Source organism: Mariniflexile sp., from assembly GCF_041583155.1.
Lineage (GTDB): Bacteria > Bacteroidota > Bacteroidia > Flavobacteriales > Flavobacteriaceae > Mariniflexile.
In genome coordinates this window covers 39,352-57,898 of the sequence record NZ_JBFHGK010000005.1, presented here as the reverse complement: position 1 = coordinate 57,898, position 18,547 = coordinate 39,352, and the positions used below count along the sequence as shown (strand labels likewise).

Here is an 18,547-nt window from a genome sequence, read left to right as displayed (position 1 = left end):
TATAGCATGCAAATATTCCTATTTATACTCATATTTTTAGCAACCTATTGCTTTATGGAATTTATGGCGTGGTTTACTCATAAATACGTCATGCACGGTTTTTTATGGAGTCTGCACAAAGACCATCACAAAAAAGATCATGATAGCTGGTTTGAGCGAAACGATGCTTTTTTCATTTTTTATGCGGTGGTAAGTATTGGCTGTTTTTTACTTTGGAAGTATGACATTTTTTGGGCAGGTCTTCCCATTGGAATAGGCATTTTTGCATACGGACTTTCCTATTTTTTGGTTCACGATATTTTTATCCATCGACGTTTCAAATTGTTTAGAAATGCCAATAATTGGTACGCAAAAGGTGTTCGCCGCGCACACAAAATGCACCACAAGCACATAGGAAAAGAAGATGGTGAATGCTTCGGGATGCTTTTTGTTCCATTTAAATATTTTAAGAAATAGTTTTTTTTTAGATAAAATGGCTACATCTACCCATTTCGATTATATCATTATTGGAAATGGTTTGGCCGGTTTGCAACTGGCTTTAAAAATGGCCTCAGATTCTTTTTTTGAAAACAAGCAAATCGCTTTAATAGATCCCTCAAATAAAAATACCAATGATAAAACATGGAGCTTCTGGGAAAAAGAACCATCTCAATGGGACCATCTAGTTAAAAAATCTTGGACAAATGCTTCGATTAAAACGGCAGCAAAAAACATTGATTTAAACCTACTTCCCTACACCTATAAAACCATTCATGCAATCCGTTTTTACCAGGATTCCATATCAAAACTAAAAGAACATAAAAACATTCAATTTATATTAGAATGTGTTGAAACCATTGAAGAACTAAATGAAGTAATGGTTAAAACGAACAAAAACAAATACACAGCTAGTCATGTTTTCGATAGTCGCTTGCCTGAAAACTTTAAAGAAACAGCTTCGAAATACATAAATATTACCCAACATTTTAAAGGCTGGATTATTAAAACTGAAACTCCAGTTTTTAATCAACATCATTTTACCATGATGGATTATAGGTTGAAAGACGGAGAACAAACTACATTTACCTACGTTTTACCATTTTCTGAAACCGAAGCCCTTATTGAGTTTACTTATTTTACCAAACACACTGTAGAAGATTCTAGATACGACTATTTCATCAAAAAATATATTGCTTCATTTTTTGAAATTAATGATTACCAGATTATTGAAACGGAACAAGGACAAATACCCATGACTAATTTTCCTTTTGGAAATTACAACACACTGCAAGTAACTAAAATTGGCACAGGTGGTGGTTGGGTTAAAGGTTCTACTGGTTACTCTTTTAAACATACCGAAAAAAAGGTAGCAAAAATTATTGAGAACTTAAAGTCAAACAGAATACCTTCCTACAAGCTTTTCAAAAGAAAATATAAGTTTTATGATAAAGTTTTTCTTAAAGTTTTAAAAGATGAGAACCATAAAGGCGAATGGATTTTTCAGCAATTCTATGATAAAAATTCCGTACAAACCATGTTTCGGTTTTTAGATGAAGAGTCTACCTTTATTGAAGAACTTAAAATTATGTGGTCCTTATTTTCTTGGTCGTTTATTAAGGCTTTTTTTAAAACATTTTGATTCACGTCCGATGAAAAAACCATCAATTTAATACCACAACCAATAAAGCCCACCTTAATTCACTACATTTTCCGGATTATTATTTAAAAACGCAACTATATTATCAATTACGGTTTGCAATAACCGCGCTCTCGATTCTTTAGGAGCCCAAGCAATGTGAGGCGTGATAATACAGTTTTTGGCTTTTAAAAGTGGATTATTTTCTTTTATGGGTTCCGATGAAACTACATCAACTGCAGCTCTTGCTACTTTTCCGGAGTTAAGCGCATTTTTCAAATCTTCTTCAACGATTAATCCTCCTCTGGAGGTATTAATAATCATTACACCATCTTTCATTTTGTCAATATTCGCTTTATTAATAATGCCTTCCGTACTTTCAGTTAATGGACAATGCAAACTAATAACATCCGATTTTTCAAAAAGTTCATCTAACTCAGCATATTTGCAGGTTTCCGATTCTAACACTGCGCCTTTACTCCTATTATAAGCCAAAATATTCATCCCAAAAGCTTGCGCTATTTTCGCTGTTGCTTGTCCAATGCGACCAAAACCTATAATACCCAACGTTTTACCCGCCAATTCAATTAACGGCGTATTCCAGAAGCAAAAATCTTTTGACTTAGACCATTCACCATCCTTCACCGCTTTATTATGATCACCTATATGATGACACATTTCCAACAATAATGCCATTGTAAATTGTGCTACAGCCATGGTTCCATAAGTAGGTACATTGGTAACCACAATATTTAAATCGCGTGCTGCTTCCACATCAACTACGTTATAACCTGTTGCTAAAACACCTATATATTTAAGATTTGGCACTTTTTTAAGCACATCTTTTGAAAGCGGCACTTTGTTTGTCAATACAATTTCCGCATTCCCTATGGTTTCTATAACCGTTTCAGGATTAAAGTCTGTACGATCATGTACTTTTAAATCACCAAATTGTTCGAGTCCATCCCAGGTTAAATCTCCCGGATTTAAAGTAAATCCATCTAAAACTACAATTTCCATGTTCTCCTGTTTATGTTTTTAAAATTACTTTAATAAAGTATTAATTGTATTTCTAATTTTATCACTATTCCAATTCACAGCATTATCTTCATCTATTACAATATTACCATTTTTATCAATTAAAAATGTTCTCGGTATTGTTTGGATATCAAAATACTCAGGGTAATTACTTGCCGGCCTATGTACTTTAAATGTATAACTGTTTTTGGTTAAAAACTGATTAATTTTAGAATATTCATCGTTAGTAACAAAAAGAAATAACATTTTGTCTTTGTAATCATTATAAAGTGATTGCATACTTGGCATTTCTGCTATACATGGCGGACACCAAGTTGCCCAAAAATTAATTAAAACAACCTTTCCTTTAGCTTCCTCAAAATTAAAAACAGCATTATTTTCATTGCTGAGCTTCCAATTATAATGTGGGATATTATCAAGTTTTGCTTTATTTATTGAAACAGGCTTAACCCATGCAATGGCTTTATGCAACACCACTTGTATAGGCTGTCTTGTTTGCGGAATTAGCAACAAAGCTATTGCGGCATAAAATAAAATGTTTTTATAGTGTTTCTTAATAAAATTCATAGTTGTAAATTAAAAAAGGCATAATTTCTATGTCGAAACTATGCCTTAAATATAACAATGATGGAGTGGTTTTTATTCCTCTTCATCTGTTTTTTTTACTTGCTCTGTTGTAGATTCTTCTTCAAAATCTAACATATTGTGTTGTTGCAATAAGTTATACCATTGTATTACCTTTTTAATATCGCTAGCATACACACGATCTTCATCATATTCAGGAAGTACCTCGAAGAAATACTCTTCTAATTTATCTTTACTGTCTTTAGCCTTTACAGAAGTTGGACCACCATTTTCCTTTTTCTTAATGTTTTTAAGCACTTCTTTTAAAGGCACTTCTTCTGTTAGGGTATATATAGCTATTTCGCTTAAAACACTCACATTTTGCTGCATATTAACCGAAATTCGCTTATTATCCATTAATGATTCAGCAACAAAACCGCCACGTGTTTGTGCAATTAATTTATATAATCCCGGTTTCCCGCCTATGGCTAAAACTTTTTCTAAACTCATAAATTATTTTTTATTGAAAGGGGCAAATATCAACTGTTTGTTGGTGCTTTGCAAATATTATCGTTTCTTTTTTTGGTCTGGAAAACGCATGCGGTAATCCACGTCAATCTTACCTTTTGATATGTTTGTTAGTCTTCCTTTTATTAACCGTTTCTTTAAACTTGACAATTTATCGGTAAACAAAATTCCTTCAATATGGTCGTATTCATGTTGAATAACGCGAGCAACCAAACCACTGAAAACTTCGGTGTGAGGTTCAAAATTTTCATCAAGATATGAAATGGTTATTGTTGGTTTTCTAAAAACATCTTCTCGTACTTCGGGAATACTTAAACACCCTTCATTAAACGCCCATTCATCACCTTCTTCCTTTGTGATTTTGGCATTAATAAATACGCGTTTAAAACCACTTAAAGTCTTTTGCTCCTCGGCCGATAAATCTTCATCTTCTGAAAACGGCGTTGTATCAACAACAAACAGTCTTATGGCTAAACCAATTTGTTGAGCTGCTAAACCCACACCATAAGCATTGTACATGGTTTCGAACATGTTATCTATCAAACCATCTAATTGTGGATACTCTTTATTTATATCAACGCCTACTTTTTTTAAAACAGGGTCGCCATAGGCTATAATGGGTAAAATCATGATTTAAATTTGTAATTTGACTGCAAAAATACAATACTTATGTTTTATTGATTGTATTAATGTGAATTTTATTCTTATTTACGAAGTTGATTATTTTGAATACAAATAGCTTTGCAAAATTAGTGTTGCACTAATTTCATCTATCAAGGCTTTGTTTTTTCTTTGATTTTTTTTCAATCCACTGTCAATCATTGTTTGAAAAGCCATTTTAGAGGTAAAACGTTCATCTACTCGTTTTATTGGTATGTTAGGAAATTCAGCTTCAAGCTTTTTTAAAAAATGCACAATTAAGGCTTCACTTTCCGATGCTGTGTTATCCATTTGCTTGGGTTCTCCAACAATAAATAATTCTACAGATTCTTTAGTTGTATATTTTTTCAAAAAGGAAAGTAATTCATTGGTATTAACGGTGGTTAATCCAGACGCTATTATTTGAAGTTCATCAGTTACTGCTAAACCTGTTCGCTTCATTCCATAATCAATTGCCAAAATACGAGCCATAATACATCTTTACTGCAAAAATATGGTATTAAGCTAAAAAAGACCTTCTATTCAGAAAGTCTTTTTTCAATATAACCTTATATAATCTTTTAAATATCTACTCGAATTTTTAATTAAGCTTTAACAGCTTTATTCATTTTAGGAAATAATAAGTTTAAGTTATCTACGTTTCTTAAACGGTTAAAGTAAATTTTAATATCGCTAGAGCTACGAGCAACAGCTTCTTTTACAACTGAAGCATCCATTAAAATTACTTCATTTTCGTTTGTGTTAATTGTTGCGTTTTCAACAGTTACTTCCTTGTTATCATCAGAAACAGACACTATATTAATAACTTCATTGTTTACAGTTTCAGTAGTGCTTTGTGCATTTCCAAAAGTGAAAGCTAATAAGAAGATGATTAATATGTATAAATTTGTTTTCATGTGTTTGTTATTGTTTGATGAGACAAATATATAGCCACACAAGACCTCACACACAATAAATTAGATGTACACCACGTATTTTCGATTAGTAGTGGAGATGCACTTTTTGACCGATTAACAGATAAAAAGCACAATTTAAAAGACCAAAAACACGCGTTTTGCATTTAATCCGGTGATTTTTTTATTTAATAGAGTAACAAGGCCGATTAACGGAATAAAAGATGTCGATTAACGACACAATTTGATACTTTTAAAAGTGCATATTATAGGTATTTCATTCCTGTTTTTTAATCGATACCTCTTATATTTGCCAAAAATTAAAATACATAATGACAGAATTAAGACAAACCATAGAACAAGCTTGGGATAATAGAGATCTTTTAAAAGAAGAAAAAACTACTACAGCCATTAGAACCGTTGTTGATTTACTTGATAAAGGTGAACTACGTGTTGCCGAACCAGTAGAAGGTGGTTGGCAAGTTAACGAATGGGTTAAAAAAGCTGTTGTTTTATATTTCCCTATTCAAAAAATGGAAACTATTGAATGTGGACCTTTAGAGTTTCATGATAAAATTCCATTAAAAACAGGTTATGCTGAAAAAGGTATTCGTGTGGTACCTCATGCCGTTGCAAGACATGGTGCATACATTTCTGCTGGTACTATTTTAATGCCAAGTTATGTAAATATTGGTGCGTATGTGGATGAAGGAACCATGGTTGATACTTGGGCTACTGTTGGAAGTTGTGCTCAAATTGGTAAAAACGTTCACCTTTCTGGTGGTGTTGGTATTGGTGGTGTTTTAGAACCATTACAAGCTGCTCCGGTTATTATTGAAGACAACGTATTTGTTGGTTCTAGATGTATCGTAGTTGAAGGCGTACGTGTTGAAACGGAGGCTGTTTTAGGTGCAAACGTTGTTTTAACCATGAGTACTAAAATTATTGATGTAACTGGTGATACCCCTGTTGAAATGAAAGGCTGTGTTCCAGCTCGTTCGGTAGTAATTCCTGGAAGTTACACTAAAAAGTTTGCAGCTGGTGAATACCAAGTACCATGTGCGTTAATTATTGGAAAACGTAAAGAAAGCACCGATAAGAAAACATCTTTAAACAATGCACTTCGTGATAACGATGTTGCGGTTTAAAGCTAAGCTTAAATAGTATTTCACTAAAAATTTAGTGTTTTTATAAATTATATAAAACCAAATTCTAAGACCTACTTTTGATTGTTTTGGAATTTGGTTTTTTTTTGCTAGGACTTAAACTGCATTTTTCTTCCAGATTTTCTTAATTTTTTCTGATCAACCTTTCTTTGAAATTTTCTTGAAAATTCAAGCATTAAATCATGAGTCTCCTTAACATTTGCATTGCTTAGCATAGCATAATGCTTGGCCATAATTTTAACCATGGCTTTGGACAACCATAATCTTCTAAAATTTTTCATTCGTTTAACGAAATCTAATGGTTCAAAAACCATCCGATTCAAATCAATTAAATAAAAATCATATACCCCTTCTTTCTTTTTAACAATTAAGGTATTACCCGGAGAATGATCTAAAAAATTGATTTGATTCTCATGTAATTTAAAAGTAAACTCGGTAAATTGTTTTAAAATTTCTTCTCGTTCAGGATAATTAGGGTTATGAATTAACACTCTAAAGTCAAAATCATAGGCAATATGAAGGCTAACAAAATAACTTTTTTTAATCCCAAAAGTTGAAAATTCTTCTACATATGCAATAGGAAACGGTGTGGATATTTGTGATGAAATGAGTTTCAAAGCATATTCAAACGATCGTTTAGCCTTAGATTTTCGAATGTATTTATAAACAAAAGCATTAAACCAAGAAGGTGATTTAAAAGATTTTACACTAAAATACTCATCTCCTATTTTGAATTTTTTAATATGGTTTCTACCACCTTCAAAAACAACATCACCTTGTTTGTCGAAATTATCAATAGCACTTAAAATCTCTGTTTTAAATTTTTGATAGTCAGGGTGAATTTGAATGTTTCTCACTATTGCGTTCATAAGCTTCAAAGATATATGAATTGATATTTTAATAAAAGCAGAAATTATAATACTTTGCGCTAACTTTTTACAATCCTAAATAAAAATGGTCGCTATGGTGATAAATGGTCAAAAAAAAATACTTGTTATTCAAAACAAGCGTATTGGAGATGTCCTAATAGCGTCACTTATTGCCTCAAATATGAAACAGGTGTATCCTGACGCTGTCATTCATTATTTGGTTTACGATTACACGACTGGGGTTATTCAACACAACCCAAATATTTCTTTAATTCTGCCCATTGATGAAAAGAAATTAAAAAAAGTATCAAACCTATTTAAACTCATTTTACAGATTCGAAAAGAAAAATACGATATTATTTTCGACCCCTATGCCAAATTACAAAGCCGATTAATTTGTTTGTTTTCGGGTGCAAAAATGAGAATAGGTTTCAAAAAAAGAGAAAAAAACCCGCCTTTAAAATTCTATACACATTCCATAAGATTATTAAAAGAAAAGACACAACCTTGCGGAAAATCTATAGAGGACAGAGTACACTTAGTAACATCTGTGTTTCCAATAAAAGCACCAATATACAGACCTGAAATTTATCTTTCTGAGAAAGAAAAACAGTACATAAAATTAAATAAATATAATAAACCTGTTATTATGTTTGGGGTATTGGGTAGTACACCACAAAAAACAATGCCCTATAATTACATTACAGAAATAATTGATTTTGTAACTGAAAATTATGATGTTTTTGTATTGTTTAATTATGCACCAAATCAAATTGAAGAGGCGCGCACTATTTACAATAACTGCAAACACAAAGACGCAATAATATTCGACATCTACGAAGACAGCATTAGAGGATTTATTCAATTAATGAACAAATGTGACATATTAATTGCAAATGAAGGTGGGATTGTTCACATTGCAAAAGCATTAAATAAACCAACTTTCACCATTTTTTCTCCTTATGTTTTGAAAGAACATTGGGCTAGTTTTGAAGATGGGATTACGCATACGTCTGTACATTTATTAGAAGAAAAACCAGAATTATACACTACAACTTCAAGAAAAAAGAGACGTGAAATTGAAGAAGATTTCACTTTCCTATACAGTCAACTTTCACCTGAAATCATCATTCCAAAATTAACACAGTTTTTAAATAAGCAATTAAAATAAATAAGAACCATAAAAAACCTTAGTACTTAGCTAGATTTTTCAATTCCAAAGTCCGTCCAGGTAATTTTTTGCTTTTTTGTTTCGTTTCTTATAGCCTTATTTTGAATAACTTTTTGTGAATCCACATAGCTTCGTTCATGCTCCAAATGCACACAAACGGCGCTATATCTTACTTGAATTGGCTTAATTCCTAAATTCATTAAACGCTCTCCTAGTTCTCGATCTTCACCCCCGTAACTCATACGTTCATCAAAACCATTAACAGCTAAAATATCCTTTTTAAATCCAGACGAATTCATTCCATCCCAAGTTGCTTTGGTTGGGGTAAACATATTTAACAAAAAAGCTTTTAGACCTTTTGAAGTTAATTTATTCAATTTAAATGTAGGCTTCAACCCCTTATTTATTAACCAGTTTTTATCAAAACAGCATTGATTTTTAATCACTTCGTGGTCAATTAAAAGAGAAATATCCATAGGAAGTTTAAAATAACCTCCAGACAAAAACGAATTATCTTCTTTTAAAGAAATATGTGTTTCAACAAAATCTTTTCGAGGAATACAATCGCCATCAGAAAAAATTAAATAATCTCCCTTGGCTGTTAAAATGGCTTTATTTAGAATTTTATTTTTTTGAAACCCTTCGTCTTCTTGCCAAACATGCGTTATTGGAAGTATCGAGCTTTTTTTAAATTGCATCACCAGCTGCTTTGTCTCATCCTTTGAGCCATCATCAGCAATAATTATTTCAAAATCTGTAACAGTTTGTTGCTCGTAACCCCAAAGAACCTTTTCCAACCATTCCGGCTGATTGTAAGTGCTTAAGATTACTGACGTTAACAAACCCATAAATTTTATATGTTTTTTTTAATTCCGTAGTCTGTCCAACGTTTATTCTGCGTTTTGGTTTCGTTACGAATTTGTCGGTTTTTTGCAATAGAAGCTTCATTTTTATAACCTCGTTTATGGTCCAAATGAACACAAATAGCACTGTAACGTATTTGTTTACTTTTTAAACCGTAATTTACAAGTCGTTCACCCAACTCTCTATCTTGTCCGCCATACTGCATACGTTCGTCAAAACCATTTATTGCAATAATATCGTCTTTCCAACCAGAAGCATTGTGGCCGTTCCAGCTTGGTGTTGTTGGTGTCATTTTATTTAAAAGCCAAGCCTTTATACCTTTAGATGTTAGCTTATTATTTTTAAAAGACGATTTTAATCCTTGCTTTTTTAGCCACGAAAGATTAAAACAATTTTCAGAATAAATATCCTCTTTTGTAATTGCTAATGAAATAGCCATTGGTAACATAAAATAGCCTCCAGACAAGAAATAACCTTCTTCTCTGTATTTAACATGTTGCTCCACAAAATCGGCTCTTGGAATACAATCACCATCAGACATGATGATATAGGGCGTTGTACATGCAAGAATGGCTTTATTGAGAATTTGTGATTTTTGAAAGCCATTATCCTCATGCCAAACATGTATGATTTTATAAAATACTTCAGACTGCATTTTTTCAATCAAATCAAAAGTTTCTTGTTTAGAGCCATCATCCGCAATAACCATTTCAAATTGACGATAGGTTTGATTATTATAGCCATGAAGCACATTTTCTAACCATTTTGGCGAATTGTAAGTGCTAATTATTATAGAAGTATTGTTCGTCATAATGCTGACAAAGATAAGTTATTTTACTAATTTTGTGCTTTACTTTTTCCAATGAATAGACTTACAGTTATCATTCCCACGTTTAATGAAGAAGATTATATTGAAGGCGCCCTATATTCTGTAAAGTTTGCTGACGAAATTATAATTGTAGATTCCTTTAGCACCGATAAAACAGTTGAAATTGCTAAAAAATTTAATTGTCAAGTCATACAACGAAAATTTGATAATTTTTCGAATCAAAAAAATCATGCGTTGCAGTTTGCTAAAACAGAATGGATTTTGTTTTTGGATGCTGATGAACGGATTACCGAAAATCTTCAAAAAGACATTTTAAACGCCATAGAAAACGGAAAACAAACCGCTTATAAATTGAATTTTCCTCACTTTTTTATGAATCGCTTTTTATACCATCATAACAATGATGTTACGCGTTTAGTAAAACGAGAGCAATGCCATTTTGAAGGCAGTGTACACGAAAAACTAATAGTAAATGGCAGTGTTGGAAAACTGAAAGAAAAGGTTTTACACTTTACCTACAAAGGTATGCCGCATTATATAAGTAAAAAAGATAGTTATGCATGGTTTCAGGCCAAACAAATGCAAAACAAGAACAAGAAAACCACTTATTTTCTCTTAGTTTTTAAGCCCATGTATCGGTTTTTTCATGAATATTTTGTGAAGCGTGCTTTTTTAGATGGCATTCCAGGTTTAGCCGTATCGTCCATAAATGCATATGCTGTATTTTCAAGGTATGTGAAATTAATTTTACTTGAAAAAAATTTAAAGTAAGGGAAATTTTCCGAATTTCAATTTCAATTTAAACATCATTAAGGAATCTTCGCCTTTAATATCAATACGTTGTACCTGATAATTATCTTTGAAAGGGAAGTTATTAACACGATTACCAATTCGTAAACCATAATCTATATGATGCTTTTTTAAGGTTTTGAAGAAGTCGTCCTGCTCCGGATTTTTACGAGGAAATTTTCCGTAAGGATACGCCAAAACAGGTTGAATAGGGAGTTTGTTTTTTGATATGAAATCTTCACTAGCTTCAAAATCTGCTTCAATTTCTGAAATAGATAATTCGTTGTATTTTTTATGATGAAATGAATGCAAGCCTAATTCAATAACATCTGAATTCATGGAATTCAATTGATTAACCGACATAATTTTTTCTTCATTCGTATTCCAAGAATCAACACCATCAACATATTTAAAAGGAATAAAAAAACTAGCTTTCAACTTATATTTTATGAGCAACGGATATGCTAATTCTAGTTGACTTACATATACATCGTCAAACGTTATAATTACCATTTTGGATGGTAATGGTTTGCTTTTTGAATAGGTCTTTAATTCTGAAAAATGAATCGTTTTATAATTATTATCAACCAAATATTTAAACTGTTCCTCTAACGTGTCTGCTGCAATCGTTAACGATTTACTGTGTTTTTGGTCCTTACAAACATGGTGATACATCAAAATTGGTAAACGTGCCATAGCCCAAAATAGCTTTTAATATTTAGTTAAAAATTGATTACTTTTGCTCGCAAATCTACATAATTTTATTTCTATAGAATGATAAGTGCACTTGCAATAACTTACAACGAAGAAAAACATATTGAGCGTTTTATAAAAAGCTTATCATTTGCAGATGAAATTGTTATTATAGATTCCAATAGCTCCGATAAAACCGTTGAAATAGCTAAAGCGCATAATGCAAAAGTAATTATACGAGATTTTGATAATTTTTCAGCTCAAAAGCAATTCGCTTTAGAACAAGCTAAACATGATTGGGTTGTATTTTTTGATTTGGACGAAGACATTTCTGAAGCATTAGCCACAGAAATTCAAGAAAAAATTAAAGTAAAACATGATGTTACTGCTTATAAAGTAAAACGAAATTTTTATTTTATGGGCAAACACATGAAATATAGTGGCTTTCAAAATGATGTCGTATTTCGGGTTTTTAAAAAATCTCATGCCACTTTTAGTTCTAATCCTGTTCACGAAACGTTGAGCGTAAACGGTAATACAGAAGTGCTTAAAAACACTTCTAATCATTATTCATACTGTACGTTTGATTCTTTTAATCAAAAACTAACCTCTTACAGTAAGCTGCAAGCCCAAATGCTTTATGATAAAAAAGTACGTCCAAACTTCTATCATTTCGTAATAAGACCATTTTGGCGATTTTTTCATCAATTCTTTATAAAATTTGGTATACTTGATGGTAAAGAAGGCTTTATTTTAGCTTATTTAAATGCCTTTGGTGTATTAAAACGCTATTTATTTTTATGGACAATGTATCGAAGAATTGATTAATAATTTAATATTAATACTCTTCAAATTAATGAAATCCATAATTATATTGACTAAATTGGATGTATATAATTCAATTTAAACTATTAATTAACAAAATAAAAACCATTATTTTGTATTCAAAATAAAAGTTATGCCTTTAAACATATCTTGCTCGTTGGTAACGCCAACATATAATTGGCCTGAAGCATTAGAATTATTGCTATTAAGTGTCAAAAATCAATCGGTTTTTCCTAATGAAGTTATTGTTGCAGATGATGGATCTAGAAAAGAAACTAAAGAATTAATTGAAAAATTTCAAAAGAACTTTCCAATTCCTTTAATTCACGTTTGGCACGAGGATAATAAAAATCAGAAACCTGCTATCATGAATAAAGCCGTTGCAAAAGCCAAATACGAATATATCATTGAAATTGATGGCGACATTATTATGCATAAAGATTTTGTTAAGGATCATTTACAAATGGCCTCCAAAAACACTTTTCTGTATGGTAGCAGAGTGAACATCTTAAAACCTTATTTGACTGAATTATTTTCTAAAAAACAAATTGAATTTCACTTTTTTTCAAAAGGCATAAAAAAGAGAGGGCGCACCCTTAGAATCCCCTTATTGGCTAACTTATATAAAGAAGAAAGCTCAAGATCAAAAAAATTAAGAGGCTGTAATATGTCTTTTTGGCGAAGTGATTTTATTAAAATTAATGGTTTTAATGAAGACTTAGTAGGTTGGGGAATTGATGACAGCGAAATGGCACAACGCTTATTAAATACAGGTGTTAAAGGAAAAAGACTAAAATTTAGAGGTTTGGTTTATCATATCTATCACAAGGAACAAGATAAAAGCCACATTCATTTAAATGAATTAATTGAAAATGAAACAACAGCTAAAAAAATAACCACTATTGAAAAAGGAATAAATCAATATCTATAATTTTAAATATGCAACACCATGTTTCGGTTATAATTATAAATTACAATACGGCAGAATATACCATAAACTGCATAAAATCTATATTAAAAAACACCTCTAAAAATTTATCTTGTCAGTATTTAATTGTGGATAACGGATCGGAAGCAGAAAGTTATTTCACTTTAAAAAAATATATAGATTCCATTTCAGATGCCCATACAATCAACCTAATAAGAAGCAACATTAACACGGGTTTTGGTGGCGGAAATATGATAGGTGTACGAGAAGCACAAGGCCACTATTTAGCATTTATAAATAACGATGTTTTATTTGAAAATGATTGCTTAAGTATCTTAAAAAGATTCATGGATTCAAACAAAAATGTGGGTGTTTGTGGTCCGCAAGCTTTTAAAGAAAACCATGAATTACTACCTACAATTGATCATTTTGCTTCTTTAGGAAGAGAATTATTTGGCAGAAAAGTTTTAGAAACTATTAATCCAAACAAATACCCTAAACGTAAAATAAGCTACTCAGAGCCTCAAAGAGGTCAGTTTGTTGCTGGAAGTTTCATGTTTTTTTCTTCAGAAGATTTTAATAACGTTGGTGGTTTTGACACTAACATTTTCTTATACCATGAAGAAACAGATATGTGCAAACGTCTAGCAAATATTAACAAACAAGCTTTTTTAGTGCCTGATGGTAAATTCATTCATTTTCATGGAGCCAGTTCTCCTAAAATAATTGACCTGAAAATAGAATTAAAAATATCTTTACTATATATTATTAGGAAACATTACGGCATATTTTCATATTTAATTTTACTATTATATTTACAATTAAAATACTTTTTTAGCGGCTTATTAAAGCCCGCTAATTGGCCAGTATTTTTGGCTTTATTTAAGCAGGCGCCTTTGTCCATGTCTTTAAAACATAAACAAAAAATTCACCCTTTATAATTATGCAAAATGAAATAAACAAAGCCGTACAAACTCTAAAAGACGGCGGACTCATACTCTACCCCACGGATACCGTTTGGGGCATTGGTTGTGATGCTACTAATGCAGAAGCTGTAAAAAAAGTGTACGCACTTAAACAACGTGTGGATAGTAAAGCATTAATTTGCTTAGTTGCCGATGATAGAATGCTAAAAAAATACGTGAAACAAGTACCAGAAGTCGCATTAAACATAATTGAAGTTACAGATAAACCTACAACCATAATATATGATGATGCTCAAAATTTGGCCTCAAATTTAGTGGCGGAAGATGGCACCATTGCCATTAGAATTCCAGATGATGAATTTTGTTTTCAACTATGCCGACGACTAAATGGTGCTATCGTTTCAACATCGGCGAATTTAAGTGCTTATCCAACTCCAAAATCATTTAAAGAAATACAACAAGAGGTTTTAAAAGGTGTAGACTATGTTGTAAATTTGCAGCACGAAAAAATTTGCGATAAGCCTTCTTCAATTATTAAGTTAAGTAATAGTGGGGTGGTGAAGATTATTCGCGAGTAAGATTACCGCAAATTCGCAAATTATTCTTTATAAAATTTGAATAAGATTCTAAAGAAATTAATTTGCGAATTTGTGGTAAAATTTAAATTTCGGTGGTAAAATAAGAGCCAATTATTTTTTATTAAAATGGATGAGGATTATATATTTAAAGAAGAAAACTACCAATTAGTTGGTATCCTCTTTGAAGTTCATAAAAATCTGGGAAAAGGTTTTTCTGAAATCGTATATAAAAATGCCTTAGAGTACGAGTTCAACAAAAATAATATTCCATTTGAAAGAGAGAAAGAATTTAAAGTTAAATACAAAGACACTTTTTTAAAACACAAATTTTATGCTGATTTTGTTGTGTTTGATAAAATCATACTAGAAATAAAAACAGTTGAGTGCTTTAATGCTAGCCATTATAACCAATGCCTAAATTATTTAAAAATATTAGGATATAAACTAGCACTTTTAGCCAATTTCAATTTAATATCCTTAGAATACAAACGCATCATAGATTCAAAGAAGATATAATTTGCGAATTTGCGGTAAAATCATGAATTACAAAGAAGCATTACAACACAACATATTTAAAACCATCTCTCAATCTGCCAAAGAATTAAATTTGGATAGCTATGTTATTGGTGGTTTTGTTCGCGATTTAATTTTAAAACGCGGTAACGCTAAAGATATTGACGTAGTTGCTATTGGCGATGGGATTAAACTTGCCAAACAAGTTGCCAAAAATCTACCCAATAAACCCAAAGTACAAGTTTTTAAAACGTATGGTACCGCCATGCTTCAATGCGATGATATTGAAATTGAATTTGTTGGAGCAAGAAAGGAATCATACACCGAAGATAGCCGAAATCCTGCTGTTGAAAACGGCACCCTTGAAGACGACCAAAACCGACGCGATTTCACCATAAATGCTTTAGCCCTAGATTTAAGCGAAGCTAATTTCGGAAATTTACTAGACCCATTTAACGGTGTTGAAGATTTAGAAAACAAAATTATCCGCACGCCTTTAAACCCGGACATTACATATAGTGACGACCCTTTAAGAATGATGCGTGCCATTAGGTTTGCAACTCAATTAAACTTCAAAATTGAACAAAACTCACTGGATGCCATTTCCAGAAATTCAGAGAGAATTAAAATTATAACTAACGAACGTATTGTTGTTGAACTAAATAAAATTCTGGAAAGTGAAACCCCTTCTATCGGATTTTTACTTTTAGAAAAAACCGGCTTATTAAAATACATTTTACCAGAACTTGTAGCGTTAAAAGGCATTGATGAAGTTGAAGGACAAAAACATAAAGATAATTTTTACCACACCCTGGAGGTTGTTGACAATATTGCTAAGAACACCAACAATTTATGGCTACGCTGGGCTGCCTTATTACACGATATAGGAAAAGCACCAACAAAAAAATTTAGCAAAAAAGTAGGTTGGACCTTTCATGGGCATGAATTTGAAGGCTCCAAAATGACCTATCATTTATTTAAGAGATTGAAAATGCCTTTAAATGATAAAATGAAATTCGTTCAGAAAATGGTTTTTATGAGCTCTCGCCCTATTGTTTTGGCTAACGAAGAAGTTACAGATTCGGCTGTACGAAGACTGGTATTTGATGCTGGCGAATTCGTAGACGATTTAATGACGCTATGCGAAGCGGACATTACTACAAAAAACCCTAAAAAATTTAATAAATACCACAACAACTTTAAAATTGTTCGTGAAAAAATTATTGAAGTTGAAGAACGTGACCATGTTCGAAATTTCCAACCACCAATTTCAGGCGAAGAAATTATGGCAGTTTTTAATTTAAAACCATCAAGAGAAATAGGTCTAATCAAAGAAGCTATTAAAGAAGCTATTCTTGAAGGCGATATTCCAAACGAGTACGAAGCTGCATATAATTTAATGTTGAAAGAAGGTAAACGACTTAAATTAACTATTAACAAATAATTATCCAATCCCTCGAGCGCAGTCGAGAGGTAATAACATTAATAAAGGTCTCGACTGCGCTCGACCAGACAGAAAATGGAAAAAGACAATAAAAAAGTCATTTTATGGCTACTAACAGGATGTTTTCTAATTTTTATAATGGTAGTAGTTGGGGGCATAACTAGGCTTACGCATTCTGGATTGTCCATTTCTAACTATAAACTAATTTCTGGCACTTTACCTCCCATGAATGAAACCGAATGGCAGGAAGCTTTCGATTTGTACAAGCAATACCCAGAATACAAAAAACTTAACAACCATTTTAATCTTCAAGACTTTAAAGATATTTATTTTTGGGAATGGTTTCATCGCCTCATTGGTCGTTTTATTGGCGTGGTTTTTCTGTTACCTTTTTTATATTTTTTAATTAAAAAACAACTTTCAAAACCTACCATCAAAAAGTGCATTGTTTTACTTTGTATGGGGGCCTTTCAAGGGTTTATGGGTTGGTATATGGTAAAAAGTGGTTTGGTGGACAATCCAGATGTAAGTCATTACAGGTTAGCCGCACATTTAACCACAGCTTTCGTAACCTTTGCATACACCTTTTGGGTGGCATTGGATTTAATATTCCCAAACAAAAAAAGAATCAACATACCTTTTAGAAATGTTGTGAGATGGGGGCTAGCCATTTTAATGCTTCAAATTATTTATGGTGCCTTTGTTGCAGGTTTGGATGCAGGTTTTATTCACAACCATTGGCCTATGATGAGTGAAGGTAAGTTTATGCACGAAACTGTATATATTGAACAAACACCCTTGTATAAAAACTTTATAGAAGGTAAAAGTGGTGTACAATTTGTACACCGAATACTTGCTTATGTAGTAGTTATATCTATCATAATCATTTGGCAAAAATCAAAAAAATTGAATCTTACAAATCTGCAGATTAAAGGCATCAATGGACTTTTAATTATGGTAGTCGTTCAATTTTTATTGGGTGTTTTCACCATTTTATTACAGGTGCCAGTATGGTTAGGTGTTGTACATCAAGTGGGTGCATTTTTCTTATTAAGTATCATGACATTTACTTTACATCGTTTTTCTAAATAATATAAAAAAACATACATTTGCATAATATTTTTTAGCCATGATTTACAGATTTAGAGTTATACTTGATAACGATGTTGACGATGATGTGTTCCGCGATTTAGAAGTTCGTGAAACCGATACTCTTGAAGATTTACATAACATCATAACCCAATCCTTCGGATTTGATGGTACCGAAATGGCATCATTCTATTTAAGTGATAACCAATGGAACCAGGGTGAAGAAATATCATTATTCGATTTAAGTGATGAAGAAGGTTCAGCACGTTTAATGAGTGAAACCACTCTTAATGAAGTTCTTCATGAATCGCAAACAAAACTAATTTACGTTTACGACTTTTTAAGCATGTGGACGTTTTTTGTAGAATTAGCCGATATTGTTGAAGAAACGTCCGGCGTAGACTACCCAAATGTTATGTTTATTCACGGACAAATTCCTGATATAGCTCCAGAAAAAGACTTCGATTTTGAAGAAGAATTTGATGAATTCGACGAATTTGAAGACGATTTAGATATAGAAGATTATGATAACTTAGATTTTGACGAAAACTGGAATTAATACCAG

At 31.8% G+C, this 18,547-nt stretch carries 23 protein-coding genes; 13 read left to right on the top strand and 10 right to left on the bottom strand.

The genetic code is table 11. The features are described 5' to 3' along the window. Positions 1-6 precede the first annotated feature (6 nt). Both ABYI63_RS03050 and ABYI63_RS03045 read left to right on the top strand, forming a co-directional pair. The gene (locus ABYI63_RS03050; protein ID WP_372753311.1) at positions 7-456 is read left to right on the top strand and encodes a beta-carotene hydroxylase; all 450 of its coding nucleotides are present in this window, start codon (positions 7-9) and stop codon (positions 454-456) included. Between the two features lie 16 nt (positions 457-472). Further along, on the top strand, positions 473-1,618 hold the full coding sequence (locus ABYI63_RS03045) for a lycopene cyclase family protein (RefSeq protein ID WP_372753309.1): 1,146 nt from the start codon (positions 473-475) through the stop codon (positions 1,616-1,618). A gap of 54 nt (positions 1,619-1,672) precedes the next feature. Here ABYI63_RS03045 and ABYI63_RS03040 read toward each other — a convergent pair whose 3' ends face one another. From ABYI63_RS03040 to ABYI63_RS03015, 6 genes are all read right to left on the bottom strand, one after another. After that, positions 1,673-2,635, bottom strand: a complete 963-nt coding sequence (locus ABYI63_RS03040) for a D-2-hydroxyacid dehydrogenase (protein WP_372753306.1) — start codon at positions 2,633-2,635, stop codon at positions 1,673-1,675. 24 nt (positions 2,636-2,659) lie between these two features. Continuing rightward, positions 2,660-3,220, bottom strand: a complete 561-nt coding sequence (locus ABYI63_RS03035; protein ID WP_372753304.1) for a TlpA family protein disulfide reductase — start codon at positions 3,218-3,220, stop codon at positions 2,660-2,662. A 72-nt stretch (positions 3,221-3,292) separates the two neighbouring features. Beyond that, a complete protein-coding gene (locus ABYI63_RS03030) occupies positions 3,293-3,727 on the bottom strand; it encodes a DUF5606 domain-containing protein (RefSeq protein WP_372753302.1) in 435 nt (144 codons plus the stop codon). Positions 3,728-3,784: 57 nt separating this feature from the next. After that, positions 3,785-4,375 (bottom strand): peptide deformylase, encoded by a 591-nt coding sequence (gene def / locus ABYI63_RS03025; protein WP_372753300.1) that lies wholly within the window; start codon positions 4,373-4,375, stop codon positions 3,785-3,787. Between the two features lie 90 nt (positions 4,376-4,465). After that, positions 4,466-4,876 (bottom strand): Holliday junction resolvase RuvX, encoded by a 411-nt coding sequence (gene ruvX / locus ABYI63_RS03020; protein WP_372753298.1) that lies wholly within the window; start codon positions 4,874-4,876, stop codon positions 4,466-4,468. A 113-nt stretch (positions 4,877-4,989) separates the two neighbouring features. Next, on the bottom strand, positions 4,990-5,301 hold the full coding sequence (locus ABYI63_RS03015; protein WP_372753296.1) for a hypothetical protein: 312 nt from the start codon (positions 5,299-5,301) through the stop codon (positions 4,990-4,992). A gap of 329 nt (positions 5,302-5,630) precedes the next feature. Here ABYI63_RS03015 and ABYI63_RS03010 point away from each other — a divergent pair, with 329 nt between their 5' ends. Then, complete coding sequence (locus ABYI63_RS03010; protein ID WP_372753294.1) at positions 5,631-6,446, top strand: 2,3,4,5-tetrahydropyridine-2,6-dicarboxylate N-succinyltransferase; 816 nt, start codon at positions 5,631-5,633, stop codon at positions 6,444-6,446. Between the two features lie 107 nt (positions 6,447-6,553). Here ABYI63_RS03010 and ABYI63_RS03005 read toward each other — a convergent pair whose 3' ends face one another. After that, positions 6,554-7,333 carry a lipopolysaccharide kinase gene (locus ABYI63_RS03005; protein ID WP_372753292.1) on the bottom strand — a complete coding sequence of 260 codons (780 nt, stop codon included), beginning with the start codon at positions 7,331-7,333 and terminating at the stop codon, positions 6,554-6,556. A gap of 94 nt (positions 7,334-7,427) precedes the next feature. Here ABYI63_RS03005 and ABYI63_RS03000 point away from each other — a divergent pair, with 94 nt between their 5' ends. Next, positions 7,428-8,504 (top strand): glycosyltransferase family 9 protein, encoded by a 1,077-nt coding sequence (locus tag ABYI63_RS03000; RefSeq protein WP_372753290.1) that lies wholly within the window; start codon positions 7,428-7,430, stop codon positions 8,502-8,504. A 26-nt stretch (positions 8,505-8,530) separates the two neighbouring features. Here ABYI63_RS03000 and ABYI63_RS02995 read toward each other — a convergent pair whose 3' ends face one another. Together ABYI63_RS02995 and ABYI63_RS02990 are read right to left on the bottom strand one after the other, a co-directional pair. Further along, on the bottom strand, positions 8,531-9,346 hold the full coding sequence (locus tag ABYI63_RS02995; protein ID WP_372753288.1) for a glycosyltransferase family 2 protein: 816 nt from the start codon (positions 9,344-9,346) through the stop codon (positions 8,531-8,533). A gap of 11 nt (positions 9,347-9,357) precedes the next feature. Continuing rightward, positions 9,358-10,179 (bottom strand): glycosyltransferase family 2 protein, encoded by an 822-nt coding sequence (locus tag ABYI63_RS02990; RefSeq protein WP_372753286.1) that lies wholly within the window; start codon positions 10,177-10,179, stop codon positions 9,358-9,360. A 51-nt stretch (positions 10,180-10,230) separates the two neighbouring features. Here ABYI63_RS02990 and ABYI63_RS02985 point away from each other — a divergent pair, with 51 nt between their 5' ends. Next, on the top strand, positions 10,231-10,968 hold the full coding sequence (locus tag ABYI63_RS02985) for a glycosyltransferase family 2 protein (protein ID WP_372753284.1): 738 nt from the start codon (positions 10,231-10,233) through the stop codon (positions 10,966-10,968). Here ABYI63_RS02985 and ABYI63_RS02980 read toward each other — a convergent pair. Continuing rightward, on the bottom strand, positions 10,960-11,682 hold the full coding sequence (locus tag ABYI63_RS02980; RefSeq protein WP_372753282.1) for a polysaccharide deacetylase family protein: 723 nt from the start codon (positions 11,680-11,682) through the stop codon (positions 10,960-10,962). The two genes, ABYI63_RS02985 and ABYI63_RS02980, sit on opposite strands and share 9 nt — an antisense overlap. Positions 11,683-11,760: 78 nt before the next feature. Here ABYI63_RS02980 and ABYI63_RS02975 point away from each other — a divergent pair, with 78 nt between their 5' ends. The 8 genes from ABYI63_RS02975 (at position 11,761) to ABYI63_RS02940 (ending at position 18,541) form a co-directional block, all read left to right on the top strand. Next, entirely contained in the window at positions 11,761-12,507 is a 747-nt protein-coding gene (locus ABYI63_RS02975) for a glycosyltransferase family 2 protein (protein ID WP_372753280.1), read from the top strand. Between the two features lie 130 nt (positions 12,508-12,637). Further along, positions 12,638-13,435, top strand: coding sequence for a glycosyltransferase family 2 protein (locus ABYI63_RS02970; RefSeq protein ID WP_372753278.1), 798 nt, complete (start codon positions 12,638-12,640; stop codon positions 13,433-13,435). An 8-nt stretch (positions 13,436-13,443) separates the two neighbouring features. Continuing rightward, a complete protein-coding gene (locus ABYI63_RS02965) occupies positions 13,444-14,373 on the top strand; it encodes a glycosyltransferase family 2 protein (protein ID WP_372753276.1) in 930 nt (309 codons plus the stop codon). 2 nt (positions 14,374-14,375) lie between these two features. After that, positions 14,376-14,936 (top strand): L-threonylcarbamoyladenylate synthase, encoded by a 561-nt coding sequence (locus ABYI63_RS02960; protein WP_372753274.1) that lies wholly within the window; start codon positions 14,376-14,378, stop codon positions 14,934-14,936. Positions 14,937-15,062: 126 nt separating this feature from the next. Beyond that, on the top strand, positions 15,063-15,452 hold the full coding sequence (locus ABYI63_RS02955; protein ID WP_372753272.1) for a GxxExxY protein: 390 nt from the start codon (positions 15,063-15,065) through the stop codon (positions 15,450-15,452). 22 nt (positions 15,453-15,474) lie between these two features. Next, entirely contained in the window at positions 15,475-16,893 is a 1,419-nt protein-coding gene (locus tag ABYI63_RS02950; protein WP_372753270.1) for a CCA tRNA nucleotidyltransferase, read from the top strand. A 75-nt stretch (positions 16,894-16,968) separates the two neighbouring features. Then, positions 16,969-17,985 (top strand): COX15/CtaA family protein, encoded by a 1,017-nt coding sequence (locus ABYI63_RS02945; RefSeq protein ID WP_372753268.1) that lies wholly within the window; start codon positions 16,969-16,971, stop codon positions 17,983-17,985. Positions 17,986-18,022: 37 nt separating this feature from the next. Then, positions 18,023-18,541 (top strand): hypothetical protein, encoded by a 519-nt coding sequence (locus ABYI63_RS02940; RefSeq protein WP_372753266.1) that lies wholly within the window; start codon positions 18,023-18,025, stop codon positions 18,539-18,541. Positions 18,542-18,547 lie beyond the last annotated feature (6 nt).